This window comes from Burkholderia seminalis (assembly GCF_001718535.1).
Lineage (GTDB): Bacteria > Pseudomonadota > Gammaproteobacteria > Burkholderiales > Burkholderiaceae > Burkholderia > Burkholderia seminalis.
The window spans coordinates 2,596,725-2,623,452 of sequence record NZ_CP013400.1 but is presented as its reverse complement, the minus strand read 5'-3'; the positions used below and the strand labels follow the sequence as shown (position 1 = coordinate 2,623,452).

At 66.3% G+C, this 26,728-nt stretch carries 16 protein-coding genes; 7 read left to right on the top strand and 9 right to left on the bottom strand.

Features of this window, described 5'->3' with window-relative positions; genetic code table 11:
* Positions 1–16: 16 nt before the first annotated feature.
* From WJ12_RS32215 to WJ12_RS32200, 4 genes are all read left to right on the top strand, one after another.
* Positions 17–802, top strand: a complete 786-nt coding sequence (locus WJ12_RS32215) for an enoyl-CoA hydratase/isomerase family protein (protein WP_034190576.1) — start codon at positions 17–19, stop codon at positions 800–802.
* A 36-nt stretch (positions 803–838) separates the two neighbouring features.
* Positions 839–2,836 (top strand): acetyl/propionyl/methylcrotonyl-CoA carboxylase subunit alpha, encoded by a 1,998-nt coding sequence (locus tag WJ12_RS32210; protein ID WP_059557468.1) that lies wholly within the window; start codon positions 839–841, stop codon positions 2,834–2,836.
* 327 nt (positions 2,837–3,163) lie between these two features.
* Positions 3,164–3,367 (top strand): hypothetical protein, encoded by a 204-nt coding sequence (locus tag WJ12_RS32205; RefSeq protein WP_034190574.1) that lies wholly within the window; start codon positions 3,164–3,166, stop codon positions 3,365–3,367.
* 42 nt (positions 3,368–3,409) lie between these two features.
* A complete protein-coding gene (locus WJ12_RS32200) occupies positions 3,410–5,524 on the top strand; it encodes a phosphocholine-specific phospholipase C (RefSeq protein ID WP_059557471.1) in 2,115 nt (704 codons plus the stop codon).
* 82 nt (positions 5,525–5,606) lie between these two features.
* Here WJ12_RS32200 and WJ12_RS32195 read toward each other — a convergent pair whose 3' ends face one another.
* Together WJ12_RS32195 and WJ12_RS32190 are read right to left on the bottom strand one after the other, a co-directional pair.
* The gene (locus WJ12_RS32195) at positions 5,607–6,926 is read right to left on the bottom strand and encodes a glycosyltransferase family protein (protein ID WP_059557473.1); all 1,320 of its coding nucleotides are present in this window, start codon (positions 6,924–6,926) and stop codon (positions 5,607–5,609) included.
* The gene (locus tag WJ12_RS32190; RefSeq protein ID WP_059557475.1) at positions 6,923–7,618 is read right to left on the bottom strand and encodes a class I SAM-dependent methyltransferase; all 696 of its coding nucleotides are present in this window, start codon (positions 7,616–7,618) and stop codon (positions 6,923–6,925) included. The genes WJ12_RS32195 and WJ12_RS32190 overlap by 4 nt, the downstream gene beginning before the upstream one ends.
* Before the next feature lie 279 nt (positions 7,619–7,897).
* Here WJ12_RS32190 and WJ12_RS32185 point away from each other — a divergent pair, with 279 nt between their 5' ends.
* The 3 genes from WJ12_RS32185 to WJ12_RS32175 all read left to right on the top strand — a co-directional run bounded on the left by WJ12_RS32185 (position 7,898) and on the right by WJ12_RS32175 (position 11,125).
* Positions 7,898–9,040 carry a DUF2827 domain-containing protein gene (locus WJ12_RS32185; RefSeq protein ID WP_034190571.1) on the top strand — a complete coding sequence of 381 codons (1,143 nt, stop codon included), beginning with the start codon at positions 7,898–7,900 and terminating at the stop codon, positions 9,038–9,040.
* Positions 9,041–9,825: 785 nt separating this feature from the next.
* On the top strand, positions 9,826–10,629 hold the full coding sequence (locus WJ12_RS32180) for an EAL domain-containing protein (protein ID WP_034190570.1): 804 nt from the start codon (positions 9,826–9,828) through the stop codon (positions 10,627–10,629).
* Between the two features lie 79 nt (positions 10,630–10,708).
* The gene (locus tag WJ12_RS32175) at positions 10,709–11,125 is read left to right on the top strand and encodes a hypothetical protein (RefSeq protein ID WP_034190569.1); all 417 of its coding nucleotides are present in this window, start codon (positions 10,709–10,711) and stop codon (positions 11,123–11,125) included.
* A gap of 65 nt (positions 11,126–11,190) precedes the next feature.
* Here the strand turns inward: WJ12_RS32175 and WJ12_RS32170 are convergent, their stop codons facing one another.
* The 7 genes from WJ12_RS32170 to WJ12_RS36210 all read right to left on the bottom strand — a co-directional run bounded on the left by WJ12_RS32170 (position 11,191) and on the right by WJ12_RS36210 (position 26,576).
* Positions 11,191–13,170 (bottom strand): FkbM family methyltransferase, encoded by a 1,980-nt coding sequence (locus tag WJ12_RS32170; protein WP_059557477.1) that lies wholly within the window; start codon positions 13,168–13,170, stop codon positions 11,191–11,193.
* 24 nt (positions 13,171–13,194) lie between these two features.
* The gene (locus WJ12_RS32165) at positions 13,195–14,331 is read right to left on the bottom strand and encodes a DUF2827 family protein (RefSeq protein ID WP_059557479.1); all 1,137 of its coding nucleotides are present in this window, start codon (positions 14,329–14,331) and stop codon (positions 13,195–13,197) included.
* A gap of 26 nt (positions 14,332–14,357) precedes the next feature.
* Positions 14,358–14,825, bottom strand: a complete 468-nt coding sequence (locus WJ12_RS32160) for a DUF4019 domain-containing protein (protein WP_059557481.1) — start codon at positions 14,823–14,825, stop codon at positions 14,358–14,360.
* A 25-nt stretch (positions 14,826–14,850) separates the two neighbouring features.
* Complete coding sequence (locus WJ12_RS32155) at positions 14,851–16,005, bottom strand: DUF2827 domain-containing protein (protein WP_034190565.1); 1,155 nt, start codon at positions 16,003–16,005, stop codon at positions 14,851–14,853.
* A gap of 14 nt (positions 16,006–16,019) precedes the next feature.
* Positions 16,020–17,165 carry a DUF2827 domain-containing protein gene (locus WJ12_RS32150; protein WP_034190564.1) on the bottom strand — a complete coding sequence of 382 codons (1,146 nt, stop codon included), beginning with the start codon at positions 17,163–17,165 and terminating at the stop codon, positions 16,020–16,022.
* Positions 17,166–17,548: 383 nt separating this feature from the next.
* A complete protein-coding gene (locus tag WJ12_RS32145; protein WP_034190563.1) occupies positions 17,549–18,214 on the bottom strand; it encodes an OmpA family protein in 666 nt (221 codons plus the stop codon).
* A 124-nt stretch (positions 18,215–18,338) separates the two neighbouring features.
* Entirely contained in the window at positions 18,339–26,576 is an 8,238-nt protein-coding gene (locus tag WJ12_RS36210) for a YadA-like family protein (protein ID WP_156810515.1), read from the bottom strand.
* Between the last annotated feature and the right edge of the window lie 152 nt (positions 26,577–26,728).

The window sequence follows — 26,728 nt, the reverse complement described above, 5'->3', positions numbered from 1 at the left end:
CCGGGAGGACCGACCGATGCGATACGAAACGATCAAGGTAAGCGAAGCCGGCCGCGTGGCGACCGTCACGCTCGCACGCCCCGACGTGCGCAACGCGTTCAACGAGACGACGATCGCCGAGCTGACCACCGCGTTCGAATGGCTCGATGCGCACGAAGGCGTGCGCGCGATCGTGCTCGCGGCGGAAGGCGCCGCGTTCTGCGCGGGCGCGGACCTGAACTGGATGAAGAAGATGGCCGGTTACTCGGACGACGAGAACCGTGCCGATGCGCGCAAGCTCGCGCGGATGCTCGAGGCGATCCATCGCTGCGGCAAGCCGGTGATCGCGCGCGTGCACGGCGACGCCTATGCGGGCGGCGTGGGCCTCGTCGCGGCGGCCGACATCGCGATCGCCGCCGACGGCGTGAAGTTCTGCCTGTCGGAAGCGCGGCTCGGGCTGATCCCCGCGACGATCGCGCCGTACGTCGTGCGGGCGATGGGCGAGCGCGCGGCGCGCCGTTATTTCACGACGGCCGAGGTGTTCGACAGCGCGCGGGCCGCGTCGCTCGGCTTCATTCACGACGCGGTACCGGCCGATGCGCTCGACGAAACGGTCGCGAAGCTGGCCGCGACGCTCGTCGCGAACGGTCCCGACGCGGTGAAGGCGTGCAAGCGGCTCGTCGCCGACGTGGCCGGCCGCCCGCTCGATGCGACGCTGATCGAGCAGACCGCCGACTGGATCGCGCGGACCCGTGCCGGCGCGGAAGCGCGCGAAGGGATCGCGTCCTTCCTCGAAAAGCGCACGCCGTCGTGGCGTGAATGATCGCGTGACCCCCACTCTCCGGACGACATCGAAGCCATGTTCGACAAGATTCTGATCGCCAACCGCGGCGAAATCGCGTGCCGCGTCGCCGCGACGTGCAAACGTCTCGGGATCGCGAGCGTCGCCGTCTATTCCGACGCGGACGCGAACGCGAAACACGTGGCCGCGTGCGACGAAGCCGTGCACATCGGCGGATCGGCAGCGGCAGACAGCTACCTGCGCATCGAGCGCATCATCGAAGCCGCGCGCGCGACCGGCGCGCAGGCGATCCATCCCGGCTACGGTTTTCTGTCGGAGAACGAAGATTTCGCGCACGCGTGCGAAGCGGCCGGCATCGTGTTCATCGGGCCGCCGGTCGACGCGATCGCGGCGATGGGGTCGAAGGCCGCCGCGAAGGCGCTGATGCATGCGGCTGCCGTGCCGCTCGTGCCCGGCTATCACGGCGACGACCAGGATGCCGGCAACCTGCATCGCGAAGCCGACGAAATCGGCTATCCGGTGCTGCTGAAGGCGAGCGCGGGCGGCGGCGGCAAGGGGATGCGCGTGGTCGAGCGCTCCGACGATTTCCCGGCGGCGCTCGCGTCGTGCCAGCGCGAGGCCGCGAGCAGCTTCGGCAACGACCGCGTGTTGATCGAGAAATACCTGACGCGCCCGCGTCACGTCGAAGTGCAGGTGTTCGGCGACACGCTGGGCAATACCGTGTACCTGTTCGACCGCGACTGCTCGGTGCAGCGCCGTCACCAGAAGGTGCTCGAGGAAGCGCCGGCGCCGGGCCTGCCCGACGACGTGCGCCGCGCGATGGGCGAAGCGGCCGTCGCGGCGGCGCGCGCGGTCGGCTATGTCGGCGCGGGCACCGTCGAATTCATCATGACGGGCGACGCGTTCTACTTCATGGAAATGAACACGCGCCTGCAGGTCGAGCATCCGGTCACCGAAATGGTCACGGGGCTCGATCTCGTCGAATGGCAATTGCGCGTCGCGTCCGGCGAGCCGCTGCCGCTGCAGCAGGACGATCTGCGCGTGCGGGGCCATGCGCTCGAGGCGCGTCTTTATGCGGAGAATCCGGCGCGCGGGTTCCTGCCGTCGACGGGCACGCTCAAGCACCTGCGGCTGCCGGCCGGCGTCGAGTTCGACATCGGCGCGGCGGTGCGCGTCGACAGCGGCGTGCGCGAAGGCGATGCGATCACGCCGTTCTACGATCCGATGATCGCGAAGCTGATCGTTCACGGCGCGGACCGTGCGGAAGCGCTGGGCCTGATGCTGCGTGCACTGCGTGCGTGCGAGGTGGTCGGCCTGCATACGAACGCCGCGTTCCTGCAGCGGATCGTCGCGTGCGAACCGTTCGCGACGGCCGATCTCGACACGGGGCTGATCGAGCGCAACCACGATGCGCTGTTCGCGCCGCAACAGCCGCCGCGCGCGGCGCTTGCACTTGCGTGCGCGGCATTGCTCGCGCGCGAACGCGGCGCGGCCGCGCAAGGTGCATCGCCGTGGGGCGCCTTGCCGGACTGGCGGTTGAACGGCGGCTATCGCCGCACGCTCGAATGGCATGCGGCCGATCGCGAAGCGGACGTGACGGTCACCTACGAGGACGACGGCGCCGGCGCGCGACTCGCGACCGGCGATGACGCCGCGCAACCGTTCGCATGGACGCGCGGCGCCACGCCGCTCGATTTCGACGTGATACTCGGTGGCGTGCGCGGCAGCGGCCGCGTGTATGCGGACGGCGACACGTTCCATGTGTTCACGCAGGGCACCTCGGAGACGTTCGAATGGCGCAACCTGCTCGCGCATGCGGGCGATGCGGAGCCGGGCGGCGGACGTTTGACCGCGCCGATGCCGGGCAAGGTGATCGCGGTGCTGGTCGAACCGGGCCAGAAGGTCGAAGCCGGTACGCCGCTGATCGTGATGGAGGCGATGAAGATGGAACACACGATCGGCGCGCCGAGCGCGGGCGTCGTCGCGGAAGTGCTGTACGGCGTCGGCGACCAGGTCGCGGATGGCGCGCAGTTGCTGATGATGGCGGAGGGCTGACGCCAGTCTGCACGCCGTGTGCAAGCCGGCTGCGCTGCGGCCGGCCCGCACAAGAATGCTTCTCGAATCACGGTGCGCGCGCCGTTTAGGCCGCGCCGCCCCGATGTCGTCGGCCCGAGAAGCCGTACGTTCAGGCAACATCAATCTTTCGAACGACTTACGAATCGCGTCGTTCCGGCCAGGCCACCACGTGCCGCGCTCCGCGTGCGCGTCGATCTCCCTTTACTCGACACCGTCGTGTAACAAGTCGAACATAGCATCTCGGCGTCGATATGACCGGCGCGGGTTCGCGTCCGTGTCACGTCATCACCCCCACGGAGAACCGTTATGCGAAAGTCGGCCCTGCGGCCTTTCGCGGTCGTTGGCCTGATCGCGCTGACAGCCCTCCTCGGCGCCTGCAACGACGACCTGACCGCACCCGCCGCGCCCGTCGCGCAGCAGAAGGCCGCGTGCGGCGGCGCCGTCGTCGCCACCGCGCAGATGCATTGCCCGCCGGGTTTCACCGCACCGGCATCGTCGCCCGCTTCCTGATACCGGCTGTTTTCACCAGAAATCCAATCACGAGCAACCAGCATGGCCAACCATTCGCGACGCGATTTTCTGAAGTTCTCCGCCGGTCTCGCCGGCGCGACCGCCGCCACCGCACTGCTTCCCGAGTCGATCCGCAAGGCGCTGGCGATCGAGCCGAATTCCGTGACGGGCACGATCCAGGATGTGCAGCACATCGTCGTGTTCATGCAGGAGAACCGCTCGTTCGATCACTACCTCGGCCACCTGAGCGGCGTGCGCGGCTACAACGATCGCTTCCCCGTCACGCTGCCGAACGGCAAGCCGGTGTGGTTCCAGCCGCGGCAGGAGGACAAGACGAGCGTGATCGCGCCGTTCCGCTACGACACGACCAACCCGGGCGTCAACGCGCAATGTATCGGCGGCCTGCCGCATACGTGGGCGACGACGCACGGCGCGATCGACAACGGCCGCGCGGATCAGTGGGCCGTACAGAAGTCGAACATGACGATGGGCTATCACGTTCGCGACGACATCCCGTTCCATTACGCGCTCGCGGATGCGTTCACGGTGTGCGACCACTACTTCTGCTCGATTCCGGGCAACACGCACCCGAACCGCATGTACCTGATGACGGGCATGGTCGATCCGCTCGGCACGGGCGGCGGCCCGCTGCTCGACAATACCGACTACATCGACAACCCGTTCGACAAGGTCCAGTTGCCGCCCTTCAGCTGGACGACCTACCCGGAGCGGCTCGAGAAGGCCGGCATCTCGTGGCAGATCTACCAGCAGGGCACCGGGTTCGACAACTTCACCGGCAACTACGGCACGAACATGCTCGCGTGCTTCAACAACTTCGTGAATGCGCCGGCCGGTTCGTCGCTGCAGACGCGCGGGATGAGCACGCGCCCGATCACGCAGCTGAAGGCCGACGTGCAGGCCAACGCGCTGCCGCAGGTGTCGTGGCTGCTGCCGCCCGCCGCGTATTCGGAGCATCCGAAGTTCACGCCGCTGTACGGCGCGTACTACCTGTCGACGATCCTCGATGCGCTGACGTCGAACCCGGACGTATGGAGCAAGACCGTCCTGCTGATCATGTACGACGAGAACGACGGCTTCTTCGACCACGTCGTGCCGCCGTCGGCGCCGACGCTGCCGGGCTCGGGCATGAGCACGGTGGACGTGTCGCTCGAGCGGCACAATGTCGTGACGTCGACGCAGGCCGGCACGTATACGGCCGACAACCTGCCGTACGGCCTCGGCCCGCGCGTGCCGATGTTCGTCGTGTCGCCGTGGTCGAAGGGCGGCTTCGTGTGCTCGCAGGTCTTCGATCACACGTCGGTGCTGCAATTCATCGAGAAGCGCTTCGGCGTGATCGAAACCAACATCTCGCCGTGGCGCCGCGCGATCTGCGGCGACCTGACGTCGGCGCTCGATTTCTCCAGATCGGATGCCACGCTGCCGACGTTGCCGAGTACGCAGGCATATGTCGCGCAGGCGGACCTGCAATGCTCGCGCGCGTCGTCGCAGACGGCGCCGGCCAGCACCGCGCAGCAGGTCGTGACGGCGCAGGAACCCGGCACGCGGCCGGCTCGCGCGCTGCCGTACGAGCTGCACGTGACGGGCCGGCTCCAGGCGCAAGGTTATGCGGTGACGTTCGCCAATTCGGGCACGCAGGGCGCGCACTTCTGGGTCTATACGGGCGATCCGACCGCGATGCCGCGCCGTTATACGGTCGAGGCCGGCAAGCAGTTGACCGACACGTGGGCGCTCGACGCGAACGGCAACTACCTGGTGAGCGTGTGGGGGCCGAACGGCTATTTCCGGCGCTTTGCGGGTTCGGCCGCCGCGGATGCCGCCGCGAAGCCTGAAATCACGCCGTGCTACGACGTGGCGAACGGCGACGTCTATGTCACGATCGCCAATGCGGGCACCGGCACGCTCACGGTCACGGCGACCGATGTCGCGTACGGCGGCGCGGCGCGCACGTTGACGATTCCCGCCGGGCAGCGCATCGAAGCGCGCTGGGACCTGTCGTGCAGCAGCCAGTGGTACGACCTGCAGTTCGCGGTGGCCGGCAACGCGGGCTGGACGCGCCGCATCGCGGGGCACGTCGAAACCGGCAGGGCCAGCGTCACCGATCCGGCGGCCGTCGCGCCGACGATCACGCCGATCTGACGGTATCCGGTGCGACGACGCACCGGCCGGCAGGAGCCGGCCGGCGCGTCGTCCTTGCGGGTTCGATGCCGAAGCGGCGGTGTCAGCCCGGCAGCCCGTCGTCATGCGCCATCATCAGCGCGCGCATCGCCGACCACATGCCGTAGTAGTGCACGATGTAGCTGTCCGCGCGGCGGAACAGCCAGGGCGTGTTGAGGCTGACGAGATCGGCCACGCCTTCGCCGTGCAGCTGCCCGTCGCGCTCCATCGCGCGAATGAAATGCAGCTGGTCGCCGTCGCTCGCGTAGACGCTCGACCGGTCGTGCAGCGCGGCGATCGTCGTCATCAGGTCGCGCAGCATCGCGTCGTTGCGTTCGGTGCGGCGGAACGCCATCACGCCCGAGTTGAACGCCCACTGGCCGATATCCTGCGCAAGCAGCCAGTCGCGCCCGTCGAGCAACGGTTCCAGCGGCTGCTGCTGATTCGCGATCAGTACGTCGGCATCGAGCCACACGACCCATTCATGATGCTGCAGGTACGCGTGCAGCAGCCACGGCTTGAACCAGTTGCCCGTTGCGTTCAGCCCGATCTCCGCGGGGATGTCGCGATGCACGTGGAGCGTGTAGCCGTGCGTGTCGCAGTAGCGCCGGAAATTGCGTTCGGCGACGCGGGCGTAGCTGCCGATGTTCGGCGTGTACAGCATCATCAGCGCGATCGGCCGGCCGGGATTGTACGTGCAGCGCTCGGCGGCTTCGTCCGGTGCGGCCGCGGCATGATCGAACGAGAACATCGGCCGGCCGGCGGCGCGGCAGCGATTGACGTACGCGACGAGCGTGTCGCGAAAACGCGGCGTCGCGCCCTTGCGCGCGGGATCGTGCGGCGTGTCGTCGATGCTGATCGCGAAGGTGGGCTCGCGGCTCCACATCGGATCGAGATGGGGGCCGCACGGCATGACGGCGTACAACCCGTCGATCAATTCCAGGTAGCGATGCGTGTCGAGCCCGTCGAACAGCGCGGCCTCCGACGTCAGCCTCGGCTCGCTGCCGAGCTTGCAGCGCTGCACGAGCTGCATCACGATCGCGCGCACGTCCGCCGTGTTGCGCCAGATCTGCACGTCGACCTGCGGCAGCGGCGGCGCGAACGCGTCGACCAGCAGCATGTCGCGCCCGGCCATCAGGCGTTCGAGCGCGACGGGCTCGATGATCGCCGCGTCTTCGCCGAGCAGCAGCACGAGTGCGTCGGGCTGCGCGCCGCGCAGTACGTGGAGCAGCGATTCGTAGCGATACAGCGGCCGCAACGGCAGCGCCTGCGGCATCGCGGACGCATCGACGATCTCGTGACGATAGCCGTGCGCCTGCGCGTACCAGCGGTGATTCTCGAGACTGGCGGGCGCGGGTTGGCTGAAATGGCTGAGGACGATCATCGCGCGCTCCGCAGGCCGGGAAGCGGCCTGCGCCGCAAGCGTTCGCGAACGCTCTCCATGTTCCAGAGCCCGAGGCAGCGATCGGACATCGGCACGGTGCCGATGTCGCCCCCGTAGATGATGCATTCGTTGCTGCCTTCGACGAGCAGCGTCAGCGGCGGGGCGAGGTCGAACGGCGGCATCTCGAGGTTGATGGGCGTCCACTGGCCGGTCGCGATTGCCGCGTTGCGCGGATAGCTGCGATAGATGAAGGTCGTGGTCAGCAGGTAGCGCGCGCGGGTCGCGGCGAAACGCTCGAACGCACGGAACACGTCGGCGTGCGAAAAGTGGAACAGGCAGTCGCGGCAGAGGATCAGGTCGGCATCCGGCAACGGATCCCGCAACAGGTCGAGATGCACGAACCGGCGGTTCGGCGCCGCCCACGTTGCCTGGTTGGCCGCCACGAGGTTTTGCACGATGTCGGCGCCGATGTAGTCGATGCCGTCGAGGTCGACATGGCGCATCCAGTTGAAATCGCCGCACGGCGCATCGAGCATCGAACGCACGCCGAAGCGGCGCAGCAATTCCGGCAGCTCGCGAATGACCTGCACGGTGTTTTTCAGCTCCGAACCCCACCCGGACACGCTTTCCTGCGAGTGCCACCCCTGTTCGTCGTGGATCTTCTGGAAGACTTGCGCGGCATCGTGGTCCATTCTGTCAGCCTTTCTTGTCATCGAGGTGCGGCGTGGTCGTGTGCGTGCCCGCTCGAATACCCCGGAAAAGCCTGCCGGCCGGTGGCGCAGCGGGTGGCATGAGTATCGCATAACGATCCGGCGGATTTGCACGGCCGCGGCGGGCGCTGACCATGTCTGACAGTGTGCGGACGGCGCTCCGCTAGAATGCCGGGTTGGCCGCCGCCGCTTGACGCGGGCGGCGCTCCGCGCGCTACACTGCGCCATGCCGCTCCCATTCAACCTTCCATCCTGCCGACGATGACGTCTCCTGTCCTGAACGGCCTGCGCATCGGTATCACGATCGGACTGCGTGCCCCTGACGAAAGCCTGTGGATCAACGGCATCAAGCAGAACGCGCTGTTTCTCGCGAAGCTGCTGATGGCGTCGCCGCACGGCTACCGCGTGACGCTGGTCAACACCACCGACGTGCCGCTCACCGACGCGCTGCCGTGGGACCGCAACGTGTACGACACGCGCGCGTTCGCCGACATGAAGGATGCGCTCGACGTGGTGATCGAGCTCGGCGGCCAGATCGACGGCGAGCAGACGGCCTACCTGAAAGCACGCGGCGCGAAGCTCGTCAGCTATTGCTGCGGCGTCGAGTACATCAACGCGATGGAGTCGATGCTGTTCGGCCGCCGGCTGTGGGATTCGCTGTTCATCAACCGCGGCTACGACGAGGTATGGGCGATTCCGCAGATCGCGCCTTCGTCGCTGCCGTTCCTGCAGTCGCTGCGCCGCTGCCCGGGGCGCGTCGTGCCGTTCGTGTGGGATCCGATGTTCCTCACCGCACGCGCGCAGACGTTGCCCGAGCACGGCGAATACCGGCCACGCAGCGAGCCCGGCAAGCGGCTGACGGTGATGGAGCCGAACCACAACGTCGTGAAGTTCTGCGTGTATCCGATGCTGATCATCGACGAAGCGTATCGGCGCGACCCCGACGCGATCTGCTTCACGCACGTGACGAACGCCGATCGCCTCGCGCACGACAGCCCCGAGTTCGTGATGCTGATGAATTACCTGGACATCGTGCGCGCGGGCAAGGCGAGCTTCGTCGGTCGCTTCGACACGCCGGTGTTCCTGGCCGACCTGACCGACATCGTCGTGTCGCACCAATGGTCGAACCCGCTGAACTACTTCTATTTCGACGTGTGCTGGCAGGGTTATCCGCTCGTGCACAACGCGAGCCTCGCGCCCGACCTCGGCTACTACTATCCGGACAACGACGTGCAGCAGGGCGCCGACGCGCTGCTGCGTGCGCTGCATACGCACGACGACGACTGGGAAGCATACACGCGGCGCCAGCGGGAGATCCTCGGCCGCTATACGTCGGCGAATCCGGCGCTCGTCGCCGAGTACGACGCGCTGCTCGCGAACCTGATCGGCACGCCGGCCGCATAAGGCCCGATTTTCCACGGCGTACTTTCATGGCGCCGTCGGCCGCCATCGGGGTTGTCCCGCCCTAATGTCTGACGAAATGGTGCCGTTAAAAAAGAAACCGCCGAACCCGATCGGTTCGACGGTTTTGAAGGCACGAAATTGACGGCTCCGAGGGAAGTCCGTCGGAAACAATTTTATAGGTTAACAAGTCTTTAAGATTGTTAAATATGGTTCAATTCATAATCATCATATAAATAAAACTTGATATTATTGATTTGACGCGGTGAATTCTGTTTCGAGATTAAATAATGTCGTTTGCAGCGAGAAAATTGAATGCTGCGGTGATCGAATGATGCACGGCGGCCGGTTTCCGGCGGATGGCGGGCCGGGTCGAGGGCTTGCGTCGCGGGCCCGTGCATCAATGGAAAACGGTGATTCGTGCATTTGCTTTAGTCTGATCAATTAACGATTTTTCGATTTGCAGTCCCGTAATGTCGTGAAAGAAATCGATTCGGATAAAACTGTCCGGGCGATGAAGGTAAGCGAGCTGGATTCGAGGTTCCGTATTTTGTGTTGTGTAACCTGTCGCACTGTCGGCATGATGCGTGCATGGTGTATTGGCAGTAGTTGAATATCACTGAAAATATCGAATTTGACGGCGCGCCGAAGCGAAAAGTACGCTCCCGGAAAAAATCGTCATAACAGGATGGGCCGGGTAGGCGGCGGAGCGCGTCAGGGTAGGTTTGCTCCGCGTGTTTGTTGAGGTCGAGCCGCGATCGGCGGCTCGCCATTTGCCGGAGCGCCGGATGAATGCGGTCGAAGCTCGCCTGGAGGCGAATCGGGAAGCGAATCGTGACGAAATCGATCTCGTGTTCGGCGCCCCCGACGATCATGCCGACCTCGCGTCGGTACGCAGTTTCGTGGAAAGCCGGCTCGGGTTCGCGCACGAACCGGTGTGCCGGGCCGACCTGTCGGGCGGTGTGCTGTATCAGGAGCGTCTGGCGCGGTTGCGCTGGGGCGAGCGCGATGCGCTGCCGCCGCTCGCATTCCTGCCGCGCCTCGAGGCGCTCGGGCTGATGCGCTGGTTCGACCGGCTGGTGGTCGGCCGGACGATCGACGCGCTGCGCGCCGATCCGGCCGCGGTGCTCGGTTGCAACGTCGCGGCGGCGAGCGCGGTCGTCGACGACGCGTGGCTGGCGATTTTCAGGCGGCTCGAGCGCGAGCCGTCGGTGGCGGCGCGGCTGGTGGTCGAGATCACGGAGACGGGGCCGCTGAACCCCGTCGCGGGCCGGTCGTTCGTGAACCGCTTCCGGCAGGCCGGTTGCCGGATCGCGATCGACGATTTCGGCGTCGGTTTCAGCGCATTGAACAATCTGGTGGTCGGCAATCCCGACATCGTGAAGCTCGACCGGTCGGTCTTGTCGATGATCAAGCGCAACGCGATCGGGCGTTACCAGTTCCGCAGGCTGATCGCGTTCGCGCACGAAGGCGCGCGGCACGTCGTCGTCGAAGGCGTGGAGAGCGAGATCGACCGGCAGATCATCGTGGATGCCGGTGTCGCCTGGGCGCAGGGCATCCGCTTTTCATGGCGGTCGCCGGCCGCCGTGTGACGGCGCGGGAACGGGCGGGGCGGCGCGCACGACGCGCCGGTGCCGGGCGAGGGTGAGACGAATCGCAAAGGGGTGTGGCATGGCGGGGACGAAGGCCGGAGCCGGAACGGGCACGCAGGCAACCGATGCGCGCGACCTGGTCGCGATCGCCGAACTGGCGGACATGCTGTGGCAACTCGGCGCCGAGTCGACCGATGTGCCGATCGATGTCGCGCCGTACCTCGACGGCCTGAAGGCCGTCGCGCGTCGCATTCAGCGGATGAAACCGATCGATGCCAACGGCCGCGAGCTGGCGGCGCGGCACTATTACGCGGGCGTCATCGCCGGCGCGTGCGGCGACGATTCGGCGATCGCGCGCGGCGTGTCCGACAGCCTCGCCAGGCAATCCGGCAGTGCAAGCGGGCAGGCGGTCCGTTGTTTTGCCGTGCTCGCCCGCATGGGGCGGCGGCATGGCCGCGTGTTCGCCGCGCAAAGCGGCGATCGCGTGCCGGTGTAGGGCAACCGCCGCGCGTGCGGGCCCGCTGCGCCGCGGCGGCTCGGTCGCGCGGCCAGTCAAGCCGGTCAATCCTTTCCGAAACCGCCCAGCACCAGCGCCATCGCGCGGTCGACTGCATCGTCCCATCGGCCGACGTGCGCGGCGCGCACGATCCGGATGCCCGGATAGAGCGCGCTGCGCGAACCGGTTTCCCAGCGGGCGTCGGCTTTCGGGCTGAGCAGCAGCACGGCCGGTACGCCGAGCGCGCCGGCGAGATGGATGTGCGCGGTGCAGGTGGTCACCACGGCGTCCATCGCGAGCATCAGCGCGGCCAGATCGCTGAAATCGCCGATCGCCTGATGCGGGAAGGTGACCGGCAGGTCCGACTGTTCGGATTGTGCGGACAGGTCGCGGTTGATGCAGTACGCGGCGTAGCCGTGCATCCCGGCAAGCGGGGCGAAGTCGCGCAGGCTGGCCGCGCGATGGAAGCGTGCGTCGCTTTCGTCGCGTCCGCGCCAGTTGAGCCCGATGCGGCGCGTACCGGCTGCGTGGCCGTCGCGCGCCACGCGCTCGCGCCATGCGTCGGCATGCGCGGGCGGACACGCCAGGTAAGCGGGTGGCGCACCTTCCGGCGCCGGCGCGTAGCCGAACTGCGCGGCGAGCATCAGGAACGAACACCAGTAGTCGTGTGCGATCTGCGATGTGTCGACCCACGCGCCGTGCGCGCCGACGAATTCGATACGCGGGAACGTATGGCGCAGCAGGCCGGCCAGCGCGTCGGGCACGACCACGGTCACGCCGGCGCAGCCGAGCGCGTCGAGCGCATGCAGGTAGCGGGCGTACTGAAGCTGGTCGCCGATGCCGCCGTAGCTGAGCACGAGCAGCCGCTTGCCGTGCAGCGGCTGGCCCTGGTAGAGCCGCTCCGTCGGCAGCCCGAACTGTGCGGACGTCAGCACGTTTTCGCTGTCGATGGTGGCGCGCGCGGCCTCGTCGCGCCGGCCGGCGCGCAGCAGCAGTGCCGAGCGCGCCAGTTCGATGCGCCCGCGCGCCGCGTCGGGCAGTGCGGCCGGGTCCCCGAAATGGTCGAGTGCCGCAAGCCCGGCCTCGGGTGCGCCGGCGAAGCCGTAGCACGACGCAAGCTGCAACGCGATCGCATCGTCGTCGAGCCCGCGGCCGCGGGCGCGTTGCCAGCGATCGATCGCATGCCCCCACTCGCCGCACGACTCGTGGTCGAGTGCGCGGTTCCAGTTCGTTTCGGGCGCGTCGGCGTCGGCATTGGCGGGTGCGGCCGCCGCCTGATCCGCGCCGTTTCCGGTCGCCGATCCGACGGCGAGCGGGTCGCCCGAGATCAGCAGGCGCTGCCGGTCCCAGCGCGCGTTCGGCACGCACAGCATGTTCAGTCCGTCGATCCGGTAGAACGTATAGTCGAGACCGGCGAACGTATCGATGATCGGCGCCTCGCCGACTTTCCAGTATTCGATCCAGCACCACGGCAGATGTGTCTCGATCAGCCGCCGCGCGCCGCGCAGCGCGTCGATCTCCATCCCTTCGATGTCGAGCTTCAGGAAATCCAGGCGCGGCAGGCCGAGCGAATCGAGCCGGACGACCGGCGTCGGCGTGCCGCCCGATGATTGCCCGTCGACGAGCGACACCGAACCGAAATCGGCATCCTGCCCGTAGTCGACATCGGGCACCTTCATCGTGCCGTTGGCGGCGGCCAGCCCCATGTTCAGCAGGTGGAGGTTGTCGAGCTCGTTGAGCGCGATGGTGCCGCCGAGCGCATGGAACAGCGTGCGCTGCGGCTCGAATGCGTACACGCGGCCGCCGCGCGCGCGCAGCCGGTGCGCGACCGGCACGCACACGAGCCCCGCGTTCGCACCGCCGTCCACCGCGATCGCGCCGTCGGGCAGTTGCTCGATCACGTGCAGGATCGTGTCGAGTTCGCCCTGGATATGTGGCCGGCCGGTCTTGATCAGCGCCTCGGCCTGCAGCGCGCAGTGCCGGTTGATCACGAACGGGCCGTGGATCGAATCGATCACGACGAAGTTGCGGATGGTCTGGTTCATGGACGTGAACGCGAGCGAAGGCGGTCAGCCGAGTGCGCGGTCGGCGAACAGTTTCCGGATCTGCTCCGAGTACGCGCGGACGTTGTGCTCGGCGAGCGCGTCGACGTGGTGCAGGCAGCGGCGAGCCGCTGCCGCGTAGTCGTCGAGATGCGCGTCGTGCGTCTGTGCGGCGGTCACGATCGCACGCGCCGCATCGAAGATCTCGAAGTCCGGATAGTAATAGCCGACGTCGCGCAGGAACGGCGAGTTGTGCACGAGCGGGTAGTTGCCGTACAGCGCGTCGTACAGCAGGTAGTTGAGGCCGTTTTCCCAGTGGTGCGACACGACGATGTCGGTGTGATGCGCGGCCCATGCGACGAACGGCGCGCGCACGTCGGCGGTCGCCTTGCCGTCGCGCACCATCTCGAGTCCGAGCGCGAGATGCTTGAAGGCGACGTTTTCCTTCTTGTCGAACGTGTTGGTCATGTACACGTGCTCGACGAGCTCCGGATGCGCGACGTAGCACGCGTTCGCGGCGAGCATCGGCACGATCGCGCTCTTCACGACGTTCAGGTTCGGCTCGAAGAACGCGATGCGCTTGGCCGTGCCGTGATTGCGGTAGCCGAAGCGCGCCTTCAGTTCGGGATCGGCGTCGAGGCTGCGCTCGATGAAATACGGCGACCAGATGTGCGGCAGCTCGATCACCGGCGCGCGGTACACGGCCTGGAAATAGGCCGCGCACGTGTGCATGTGCTGCGGGTTGGTCCAGATCTCGTCGAACTGCACGCGGTGCGGGTTCGGCTTCCAGTCGTTCTTCTCGAAGTTGATCGTCTCGACCGCGATCACGTAGTCGTTGCCGAAGCGGTACGACACGCACTTGCCGCCGCGCCGGCGCACGGCGTCCGTGTGCGACGGATCGACGAACGCATTCATCTCGATCAGCAGGTCGGTCTGGTGGACGACGGCCGACAGCGGCCGCAGCGCGTCGCCGAACGCGTCCATCATCAACGCCTGCGGATACTCGGTGATGCCGTTGTCGTGCGCGAGCCAGACTTCGCCGATCAGCGGCGACTGTTTCAGCAGCATGTACAGGTACACGCAGTGCTGGTTGGCGCCGTTGTACCAGATCGACTGCGTCGCGTCGCGCTGCACGTTCATCGTAATCGCGACATTGAGTTTCATCGGGGCGGCTCCGTGGGGCGGGCGGCTTATTGCGCGAAGTTCTGCGACTGGCGCGGCACGTAGCCCGTCAGGTGCCAGCGGCCGTCGTCTTCGAGGCGGAAGCTCAGCTTCTCGTAGACCGTTGCGCCGCTCGTCAGCGTGGTGGTGTAGTCGACGTTCGCGTAGAGGCCATCAGGCGTCGTCGACGCATTCGTGTAGCGGATCCGCGTGACCTGCGCCCAGCCGCGACGGCTGACCGCGCCGACCGACTGGCGCGCATGCTGCATGTCGGCCGCGAACTGGTCCTGCTTGATGCGTGCCTTCACGAACGCGGCGGCGTCGGTCCACACCGCGCCGTACTGGCCGGCGTCGAGCTGCTTGAACACCGCATCCGAGTCGCGGAGCAGTGCGTCGGCGGATTCGCCGGCCGATTGCGCGTGCGCGCCGATCGCGATCGAAGCGGCGGCGCAGCCGATCAGCCATCTGGCGCGGGTAAGAGGCAGGCGTGCGTTCATGTCGGAGTCCGGAAAGGGCGGCGTGTCACGCGTCGCGGTAGAGGGTGGCGATCGCGTCCGTATAGGCCGCGACGTTCTCGGGGTTGTAGATGCTGACCGAGTCGAGCACGTGCTTCGACTGCTCGCGGTACGCGTCGAGATTCGCGTCGTGCTCGGCGAACGCCTGCAGCAGCGCGCGGCCGCCGGCCTGGCAGTCGAAGTCCGGATAGAAATACCCGGCCTTGCCGAGAAACGGCGAGTTGTGGATCAGCGGATAGTCGCCGTACAGCAGCTCGTAGTACAGGTAGTTCTGCGCGTTTTCCCACGTGTGCGACACCACGGCATCGCCGTACGCGGCCATGAACTCATACACTGCGTAACGACTTTCGAACGTCGTGATGCCGTGGTTCACGATGTCGAGGCTCTTCGCGAAGTGGACGAACGTCGTATGTTCCTTCAGGTGGATCGTGTTGCACACGCGCACGAACTCGAGGAAATCGGGCTTCGCGCGATATGCCTCCTCGGTCACCAGCATCGGGATGACGCTCGTCTTCACCATGCAGATGTTCGGCTCGAACATCGTCACGCGCCAGCGCGGCTTGCCGGGCTGATAGCCGAACGACAAACCGGCGCCGAGCGTCGCCCGCGCCTTGTCGAACAGCATCGGATGCCAGATGTGCGGGACGATCGTGACGGGCGCGCGCAGGCCGGTCTGGTAATAATGCAGGCACGAGCGCTCGAACTCGGGAATCGTCCAGACCGCGTCGTACGGCGCGCCCGAGAACAGGAAGCCCGACGGCTTGTTGAACATCGCACGTTCGATGTCGATCACGTAGTCGTTGCCGACCCGCATCGTGACGACCTTGCCGCCGCGGTCGCGGAACGCGCGCAGGTAGTCGGCACCGAACTGCGCGCTCATTTCGATCAGCACGTCGCAGCGTTCCAGCGCTTCGTCCATCGACAGTAGCGGCACGTCCCACTCGCCGAGCATCATTTGCGGATCGGCGACCTGTTCGCCGCCGTTCACCATCACGGCTTGCGCGACGAGCGGCGACTGGCGCAGCAGCAGGATCAGCAGCAGGCAGTTCTGGAAGATGCCGTTTTCCCATAGCGACTGGCCGGCGCCGCGCACGAACAGCGACACGCCGACGACGAGACGCTTGCCCTCGCCGGGCGCTTGACGGGCATTGGAGTCCGACATGCGTATGCTCCGGTTCAGGCGACCAGACGCGAGACGAACGCGTCGAGGTTCGCGGGGTTGTCGATCGAGACCGACTGCAGCAGCCGGCCGGCTTTCGCGCGGTAATCGTCGAGGCGTTCGTCGTGATGCAGCCACGCCTCGAGCAATGCGCGGCCGCCCGCGGCGGCGTCGAAGTCCGGATAGTAATAGCCGGCGTCGCCGATCAGCGTCGAGTTGTGGATCAGCGGATAGCCGCCGTACAGCACGTCGTAATACAGATAGTTCTGTCCGTTTTCCCAGTGGTGCGACACGACCGCATCCGCGTGGCGTGCCATGAAGCCCGGCAGATCGAGTCGCGGTTCGAACGTCGCCTTGTGCTGGCGGACGAGGTCGAGGCTGTTCGCGAAGTGCACGAAGGTCGGATGTTCCTTCATGTGCATCGAGTTGACGACGAACATGTGTTGCACCGCGTCCGGCCGTGCGCGGTAGAACGCGTCGCACGCCAGCATCGGGTAGTGGCAGGACTTGGCGACCGAGATGTTCGGCTCGAGCATCGCGAGGCGCCACGGGCGCTGGCCCGGCCGATAGCCGAACGATGCGCCTTCGCCGGCGAGCACGGCGGCGCGGCGCTCCAGGAAGTATGGGGACCAGATGTGCGGCATCAGGTGGACGGGCGCGCGCAGGATCGTCTGCAGCATTGGCGCCGCGGTCTTGTCGTATTGCGGCAGCAGCCACACTTCGTCGAACGGCGCGCCGTTGAACACGTGTCCCGACGGTTTTCCGAAGATCGGCGTTTCGCACAGGCCCGCATAGACGTGCCCGCAGAAGAACGCGGCGATCTTCTTGCCGAGCGCCTTCATGTGCCTGAGCCATTCGACCGGCAGCTGCGCGCCCATTTCGATCACGACGTCGAGTTCGTGCGTGACGTCGGAGGGCTTCACGAGCGGGATGTCGAGGCCGTCGAGTTCGAGGCCGGCCGGCAGCGCGTTCGCGTCGCCGCCGTTCAGGAAATAGACGGGACCGACGCGATCCGAGCGCTTGAGCATCATCGCGAGGAACGCGATGTTCTGGTGAATGCCGTTTTCCCAGATCGCCTGGCCGTCGCGCGCAAACAGCGAGATGCCGACCGCCGGCCGTTGCTTGCGGGTGCCGCGCGCGGCGGCTTCATTGATGTCCGTCACCGGTTGGTTTCCTCTGCGGCGTCGTGCGTCCGGGCATCGCGTCGAGCGTCTGGCCTGGAAGCGGCGCGCCGTGGGTTGTCATGGTTGGATTCGCGCCGGTGCGCCGCGGCACGCGAATCGGGCGACGTGGTTCGCGAGGGCGGCAGCCGGATTCCGGCGTGTCGTCGGGCACGCCTGGCACGGCGCGCGATTCGGGCAGGCTGCCCCGGCGACTGTCTGCGGCGATTGTGGCATGGAAATCGCCGTTTTTGGCAGGCCGTGACGAACTTTGACATACCCGCCGGCCCACGGGGGCGGGGCGCCGGCGAAGCGGCGCCCGCGTTGCCCGGCGCGGCGCTGGCGGCCTGCCGGACCGGGCCGCCGCACGTGCGGCGGCCGGCTGGTCAGTGCTGCAGCCGGATTTCGACGCGGCGGTTGCTCGCGCGGCCTTCGGGCGTCGCGTTCGACGCGACCGGATCGGCCTTGCCGCGGCCCGACACCGTCATCGAGTCGGCCTTCAGGCCGTGTGCCTTCAGATAGGCGGCGACCGATTCGGCGCGGCGCTTCGACAGCGCGAGGTTGTAGTCGTCGCTGCCCACCGAATCGGTAAAGCCGGTGACCGTCACCTGCGAGTACGTGTGGTCCTTGCGCTCGTTCAGCAGGCGGTCGAGCGATTCGCGCGCCGTCGGTGCGAGCGTTGCGTGGTCGGTGGCGAACAGCGCGTCGCCTGACAGGTTCACCTGTTCGACAACGGCGGCGGTGGCCGGCGTGGCGGCCGAGGCCGCTTCGGCCGGTGCGGCGCCGCACTGGAACACGAGCGTCGCGGGATCGGACTTGTCGCGCAGCGCGCGGGCCGAGTCGACGGCGCGTACCGGCTCTTCGCCGCAGATCTTGCGGGCGGCCTTCATGCAGGTCTGCGGGCCCGACAGCAGGCCGTGGCAGTCCACCTGGAAGGTACGCACGCCGTCGCGCGGCTGCAGTTCGGAGGCGCTGAAGGTCGGGCCGGATGCGGTCGAGCATGCGGCCAGGGCCGTTGCGGAGAGCGCGAGCGCAAGAGCGAGTTTGTTCACGGTTACATCCTCAATGCTTGGGTTGACTGAAGCCCGCCACGGGTTGCGCGGCGGGCTCGTCTGGCCGTCGGGGCCGCCACGGGCCGTCCGGCTGGCGAGCCGGACGGCCGCGTGGCGCGACGCGTTACTTCCACTGATAGAGCATGCCGGCGCCGATCACCTTCTGACCGCCGCTGAAGCCGCCGTTGATCGACGCCTTCAGGTTCTCCGTGATGCGCGCCTGCATGTTGACCGCCATCGCCTTCTGGCCGAGGAAGGTCGACGTGCCCACGCCCATCCCGAAGTTGGCGTCGCGATCGAGCTGCGGGATCGATGCCATCGCGCCGACGGCCGCGATACCCTGCTTCGCCATCTGGTCGGTCTGCTGCAGTTGCGAACCCAGCGAGTTGATCTGCGCCTGCTGGCCCGACAGTGCCGTCGACAGCGTCGTCTGCACCTGCGTCAACTGGTTCACGTTCACCGCGTCGGTGCCTTGCGTACCCGGCGCGACGTTCGTGATCTGGCGCTGCTGCTGGTCGTTGCCGACCGACACCACGTTCGAGCGACCGCCGTCGTTCGAATTCGCGCCGATCGCCACCGAGTTCGAGCCGGCGGTGACGGTCGGGACGTCGGTGCCCTTGCCGTTCATGTCGGCCGCGACGCCGTTGTTGTTGTTGGCGCGGGTCGTGTTGTTGTTGATCGACGTCGACAGCGAGTTCAGCGTGTTGTTGATGTTCGTCACGCCGGTCGACAGCGAGGCCACGTTGCTGTTCGTCGTGCTCAGGCCGGTGGACAGCGAACCGATGCCCGTCGAGGTCGACGTCGACAGCGAGTTGACGTTGCTGTTCGTCGTGCTGAGGCCCGTCGACAGCGAGTTGATCGCGGTCGAGGTCGACGTGGACAGCGATGCCACGTTGCTGTTCGTCGTGCTCAGGCCGGTCGACAGCGAGTTGATGCCGGTCGACAGCGACGCGACGTTCGACGCGGTGGACGTCGACAGCGTGTTGATCGCGTTGTTCGTCGCGTTCAGCTGGCTGCCGTTGATCGCGTCCGTGCTCGTGGCCGAGATCCGGCCGGCGGCGACGTTCGTGATCTGGCGTTCCGCGCCCGGTGCACCGACGCTGACCACGCCGACCGGCGAGCTGCCCGCGAAGAAGTACTGGACGCCGCCGATCGTGGCGCTCGACGTGCCGACGGCCGCGGCCGTGACCGAGTTGGCGCCGAGTGCGATCGAGTTCGCGACGTTCGCCTGGGCGTTCGTGCCGAAGGCGAGCGCATCGGCGGCCGTGGCCTTGGCGGCCGAGCCGTAGGCCTGGGCGCCGGTGGCGCTGGCCGTGGCCTGGTTGCCCAGCGCGATCGTGTTGTCCGCGGTGGCCTGGTTCGAGCTGCCGAGGGCGAGCGCGCTGGCGCCGGTTGCGGTGTTCTGGTTGCCGAGGGACACCGCGCCGTCGCCGGTCGCCGTGTTGTTCGCACCCATCGCCACCGCGCCGGTACCCGTCGCCACGTTCGGATCGCCGATCGCGACCGCGCCGTCGCCGGACGCGGTGTTGCCGGAGCCGATCGACACGGCCTTGCCGCCCGTTGCCGATGCGTTTTGGCCGATCGCGACCGAGCCTGCGGTCTGCGCGTTCGAGCCGTCGCCGACGGCCACGCTGCTGGCGCCCGCCGCGCTGGCGTTCACGCCGGCGGCGAGGGCGTTGGTGCCGGTTGCGCCCGTGTTGTCGTAGTTGGCTTGCTGCGTGCCGTTGTCGTTGACGCTGTAGTAGTGCGTCTTCGCTGCGTTGATCGCGGTCGACGTCGAGGTCGACAGCGACGACACCGAGCTGTTCGTGCTGCTCAGGCCGGTGGACAGCGAGCCGATGCCGGTCGATGTCGACGTGGACAGCGACAGGATCGTGCTGTTCGTGCTGCTCAGGCCAGTGGACAGCGAGTTGAGGCCGGTCGAGGTCGAGGTCGACAGGGACGTGATCGAGCTGTTTGCCGACGAAAGGCCGGTCGAGGTCGAGGTCGACAGCGAGGTGATCGAGCTGTTCGCCGAGGACAGGCCCGTCGACGTGGAAGTCGACAGCGACGACACCGAGCTGTTCGTGCTGCTCAGGCCGGTGGACAGCGAGTTGATGCCGGTCGAGGTCGAGGTCGACAGCGAGGTGATCGAGCTGTTTGCCGAGGACAGGCCCGTCGACGTGGAAGTCGACAGCGACGACACCGAGCTGTTCGTGCTGCTCAGGCCGGTGGACAGCGAACTGATACCGGTCGAGGTCGAGGTCGACAACGACGTGATCGAGCTGTTTGCCGACGAGAGGCCAGTCGAGGTCGAGGTCGACAGCGAATCGATCGAGCTATTTGCCGAGGACAGGCCGGTCGAGGTCGAGGTCGACAGGGACGTGATCGAGCTGTTCGCCGACGAGAGGCCGGTCGAGGTCGAGGTCGACAGCGAATCGATCGAGCTATTTGCCGAGGACAGGCCGGTCGAGGTCGAGGTGGACAGCGACGTGATCGAGCTGTTCGCCGACGACAAGCCGGTCGAAGTCGAGGTCGACAGCGAATCGATCGAGCTGTTGGCCGACGACAAGCCGGTCGAGGTCGACGTGGACAGCGAGGTGATCGAGCTGTTCGCCGACGAGAGGCCCGTCGAGGTCGATGTGGACAGCGACGTGATCGAGCTGTTCGCCGACGAGAGGCCGGTCGAGGTCGATGTGGACAGCGACGTGATCGAGCTGTTCGCCGACGAGAGGCCCGTCGAGGTCGAGGTCGACAGGGACGTGATCGAGCTGTTTGCCGACGAGAGGCCGGTCGAGGTCGAGGTCGACAGCGAATCGATCGAGCTATTTGCCGAGGACAGGCCGGTCGAGGTCGAGGTGGACAGCGACGTGATCGAGCTGTTCGCGGACGACAGGCCGGTCGAAGTCGAGGTGGACAACGACGTGATCGAGCTGTTCGCGGACGACAGGCCGGTCGAAGTCGAGGTGGACAACGACGTGATCGAGCTGTTCGCCGACGACAAGCCGGTCGAAGTCGAGGTGGACAACGACGTGATCGAGCTATTCGCCGAGGACAGGCCGGTCGAGGTCGACGTGGACAGCGACGTGATGGAGCTGTTCGCGGACGAGAGGCCCGTCGACGTCGAGGTCGACAACGAATCGATCGAGCTGTTGGCCGACGACAGACCCGTCGAGGTCGACGTGGACAGCGAAGTGATCGAGCTGTTAGCCGACGAGAGGCCAGTCGAGGTCGAGGTCGACAGCGAAGTGATCGAGCTATTCGTCGACGACAGACCCGTCGAGGTCGAAGTCGACAGCGAATCGATCGAGCTATTTGCCGACGACAGGCCCGTCGAGGTTGAGGTCGACAGCGAAGTGATCGAGCTATTCGTCGACGACAGACCCGTCGAGGTCGAAGTCGACAGCGAATCGATCGAGCTATTTGCCGACGACAGGCCCGTCGAGGTTGAGGTCGACAGCGAAGTGATCGAGCTGTTCGCCGAGGACAGGCCGGTCGAGGTCGACGTGGACAGCGACGTGATGGAGCTGTTCGCGGACGAGAGGCCCGTCGAGGTCGACGTGGACAGCGAGGTGATCGAGCTGTTCGCCGACGAGAGGCCCGTCGAGGTCGACGTGGACAGCGAGGTGATCGAGCTGTTCGCGGACGACAGACCCGTCGAGGTCGACGTGGACAGCGACGTGATGGAGCTGTTCGCCGACGAGAGGCCCGTTGAGGTCGAAGTCGACAGCGAATCGATCGAGCTGTTGGCCGACGACAGACCCGTCGAGGTCGACGTGGACAGCGAAGTGATCGAGCTGTTGGCCGAGGACAGGCCCGTCGACGTCGAGGTCGACAGCGAAGTGATCGAGCTATTCGTCGACGACAGGCCCGTCGAGGTCGAGGTCGACAGCGAAGTGATCGAGCTGTTCGCTGACGACAGACCCGTCGAGGTCGACGTGGACAGCGAAGTGATGGAGCTGTTCGCGGACGAGAGGCCCGTCGAGGTCGAGGTCGACAATGAATCGATCGAGCTGTTGGCCGACGACAAGCCGGTCGAGGTCGACGTGGACAGCGACGTGATGGAGCTGTTCGCGGACGAGAGGCCCGTCGAGGTCGATGTGGACAGCGACGTGATCGAGCTGTTCGCGGACGACAGACCCGTCGAGGTCGACGTGGACAGCGACGTGATCGAGCTGTTCGCGGACGACAGACCCGTCGAGGTCGACGTGGACAGCGACGTGATCGAGCTGTTGGCCGACGAGAGGCCCGTCGACGTCGAGGTCGACAGCGAGGTGATCGAGCTGTTGGCCGACGAGAGGCCCGTCGACGTCGAGGTCGACAGCGAGGTGATCGAGCTGTTGGCCGACGAGAGGCCCGTCGAGGTCGACGTGGACAGCGAAGTGATCGAGCTATTGGCCGACGACAGGCCGGTCGAGGTCGACGTGGACAGCGAAGTGATGGAGCTGTTCGCGGACGAGAGGCCTGTTGAGGTCGAAGTCGACAGCGAATCGATCGAGCTGTTGGCCGACGACAGACCCGTCGAGGTCGACGTGGACAGCGAAGTGATCGAGCTATTCGCGGACGACAGGCCCGTCGACGTTGACGTGGACAGGGACGTGATCGAGCTATTTGCCGACGAAAGTCCGGTCGAGGTTGAGGTGGACAGTGACGTGATCGAGCTGTTCGCCGACGACAGGCCGGTCGAGGTCGACGTGGACAGCGAGGTGATCGAGCTGTTCGCCGACGACAGGCCGGTCGAGGTCGAAGTCGACAGCGAGGTGATCGAGCTGTTCGCCGACGACAGACCCGTCGAGGTCGACGTGGACAGCGAAGTGATCGAGCTGTTTGCCGACGACAAGCCGGTCGAAGTCGAGGTGGACAGCGACGTGATCGAGCTATTCGCGGACGACAGGCCCGTCGACGTTGACGTGGACAGGGACGTGATCGAGCTGTTCGCCGACGAGAGGCCAGTCGAGGTCGAAGTCGACAGCGAGGTGATCGAGCTATTGGCCGACGAGAGACCCGTCGACGTCGAGGTCGACAGCGACGTGATCGAGCTGTTCGCCGAGGACAGACCCGTCGACGTCGAAGTCGACAGCGACGTGATCGAGCTGTTCGCCGAGGACAGACCCGTCGACGTCGAGGTCGACAGCGACGTGATCGAGCTATTGGCCGACGACAGGCCGGTCGACGTCGAGGTCGACAGCGAGGTGATCGAGCTATTGGCCGACGAGAGGCCCGTCGACGTCGAGGTGGACAGCGAGGTGATCGAGCTATTGGCCGACGACAAGCCGGTCGAGGTCGAGGTGGACAGCGACGTGATCGAGCTGTTGGCCGACGAGAGGCCCGTCGACGTCGAGGTCGACAGCGAGGTAACCGAGCTGTTGGTCGAGCTGAGGCCCGTCGACAGCGACGTGATACCGGTCGACAGCGACGCGATGGCGCTGCCCGACGTCGACACCGTCGTCGACAGCGAGTCCACGACCGAATTGGTAGCGTAGAGTTGCGAGCCGTTGATCGCATCGGTGCTGTTCGCGGCGATCCGACCGGCCGCGACATTGGTCACCTGACGCTCGGCGCCAGGCGCACCCACGCTGACCACGCTGGTCGGATTGCCGCCTTGGAACGTCGCCGTCACGCCACCGACAGTGCCGGTCGGCGTCGGGTTCGGCGCCGCCGTCGTGGAGCCGCTGCCGAGTGCAACGTCGCCGGCGTTGTTGGCCGTCGCGTTCTGGCCGATTGCGACTGCACCGTTTGCCTTCGCGTTCGCGGTGTCGCCGACTGCGACGCTGCTCGTACCCGCGGCGCTGGCGGCCACGCCGGCGGCGAGCGAATTGACGCCGGTCGCGCCGTTGTTGTTGTAGTTGGCCTGTTGCGTACCACCGTCGTTGACGCTGTAGTAATGCGTCTTGGCGGCTTCGATCGCGGTCGAGGTCGACGTGGACAGCGAGGTGATCGAGCTGGTGGAGGAGCTGAGACCGGTGGACAGCGACGAGATACCGGTCGAGGTCGACGTGGACAGAGACAGGATCGAGCTGTTGGCCGATGACAGACCCGTCGACGTGGAGGTCGAAAGCGACGTGATCGAGCTGTTGGCCGACGAGAGGCCCGTCGACGTGGACGACGACAGCGACGTAACCGAGCTGTTAGCCGAGCTGATGCCCGTGGACAGCGAGTTGATGCCGGTCGAGGTTGAGGTCGACAGCGAGGTGATCGAGCTGTTGGCCGACGACAGACCCGTCGACGTGGACGACGACAGAGACGTGACCGAGCTGTTTGCCGAGCTGATGCCCGTGGACAGCGAGTTGATGCCGGTCGAAGTCGAGGTCGACAGCGAAGTGATCGAGCTGTTGGCCGACGAGAGGCCGGTCGACGTGGACGACGACAGAGACGTGACCGAGCTGTTTGCCGAGCTGATGCCCGTGGACAACGAGTTGATGCCAGTCGAAGTCGAGGTCGACAGCGAAGTGATCGAGCTGTTGGCCGACGAGAGGCCGGTCGACGTGGACGACGACAGAGACGTGACCGAGCTATTGGCCGAGCTGATGCCCGTGGACAACGAGTTGATGCCGGTCGAAGTCGAGGTCGACAGCGAAGTGATCGAGCTGTTGGCCGACGAGAGGCCCGTCGACGTGGACGACGACAGAGACGTGACCGAGCTGTTTGCCGAGCTGATGCCCGTGGACAACGAGTTAATGCCGGTCGAGGTCGAGGTCGACAGCGAGGTGATCGAGCTGTTGGCCGACGACAGGCCCGTCGAGGTGGACGACGAAAGCGACGTGACCGAGCTGTTAGCCGAGCTGATGCCCGTGGACAACGAGTTAATGCCGGTCGAAGTCGAGGTCGACAGCGAGGTGATCGAGCTGTTGGCCGACGACAGACCCGTCGACGTGGACGACGACAGCGACGTAACCGAGCTGTTAGCCGAGCTGATGCCCGTGGACAACGAGTTGATGCCGGTCGAGGTCGAGGTGGACAGCGACGTGATCGAACTGTTAGCTGACGACAGACCCGTCGACGTGGACGACGAAAGCGACGTAACCGAGCTGTTTGCCGAGCTGATGCCCGTGGACAACGAGTTGATGCCGGTCGAGGTCGAGGTGGACAGCGACGTGATCGAACTGTTAGCTGACGACAGACCCGTCGACGTGGACGACGAAAGCGACGTAACCGAGCTGTTTGCCGAGCTGATGCCCGTGGACAACGAGTTGATGCCGGTCGAGGTCGACGTCGACAGCGAAGTGATCGAGCTGTTGGCCGACGAGAGGCCGGTTGACGTGGAAGTCGACAGCGAACGGATCGAGCTATTCGCCGACGAAAGGCCGGTCGACGTGGAGGACGAAAGCGACGTAACCGAGCTATTGGCCGAGCTGATGCCCGTGGACAGCGAGTTGATGCCAGTCGAGGTCGAGGTCGAGAGCGACGAAATCGAGCTGTTTGCCGACGACAGGCCGGTCGACGTCGAAGTCGACAGGCTGCCGATCGCGCTCGTGGTCGTGCTCATGCCGGTGCTGAGCTGGGCGACGGTGACCGCGTCCTGCGGTGCCGAGCCGTCGGCGACGTTGGTGATGCGGCGCAGTGCCGTGGAGCTGCCGACGGACACTTCCGACAGCGGTGCGGTGCTGCCGGTCAGGTAGCCCGTCCCGCTCGGTGCCGCAGCGCCGGTCACGCTGCCTGCACCGATCGCGACGCTGGACGCGTAGTTGGCCGTGCCGCCGAGTGCCAGGGCGTTGGTGCCGGTTGCCGTCGCGGCATTGCCGATGGCGGACGCGCCGGAGCCGGCCGCGGTGGCCGCCGAACCAAGTGCCGTGCCGTTGGTGCCTGCCGACGTGACGACCGCGTTCGAGCCGATCGCGATACCCGACGTCGTTGCCGAGTTGACGTTGGAGAAGCGGCCCAAAGCAATGGCGTTGGTGCCGGCTGCAACGGCACCGCCCGAGCCCGAACTGTTGCCGCCGCCGATTGCGATCGAACTGCTGCCCGACGCCGTGGAGTCGTTGCCGACCGCCGTCGCCCCGGTGTTCAGTGCCTTTGCGCCCGAGCCGATACCGATCGCGCTTGCGCCGGTCGCCGTCGTGGCCTGACCGAAAGCCTGCGAATAGTTGCCCGACGCCGTTGCGTTCGCGCCGATTGCAATCGACGTCGAACCACTGGCCGTCGTGGTGCTCCCGTTGTTACCGCCAATTGCGATCGCCTGTGCGCCCGTTGCGGAGACGCCGCCCCCGCCGTTGCCTGCTACATACTGCGCATGCGCGACGCCCGCCCCCGCGACGAGAACGGCGGCTGCAACGGCCTTCACGACGGCCGACTTGTTCGGCTTGCCCCGGGCCGAATCGTGTTCCGATGCCGCGACCCAGGCGCCAAGAGCTTCGTTCCAGATCGAGCGGTATGTGCGGTTCATGTCCTGCTACCTCCAAATGTGCACGCCACACACCGGTCTCTTTTGTTAGAGGAATGCTCCGTGCGCTCGCGCGAATCTCAAAATTGATGGGCGGAGTTTATTGGAGGTGGTTTTTATAGATTGATAAAAAGTGATAAATAGACGGTTTTGAA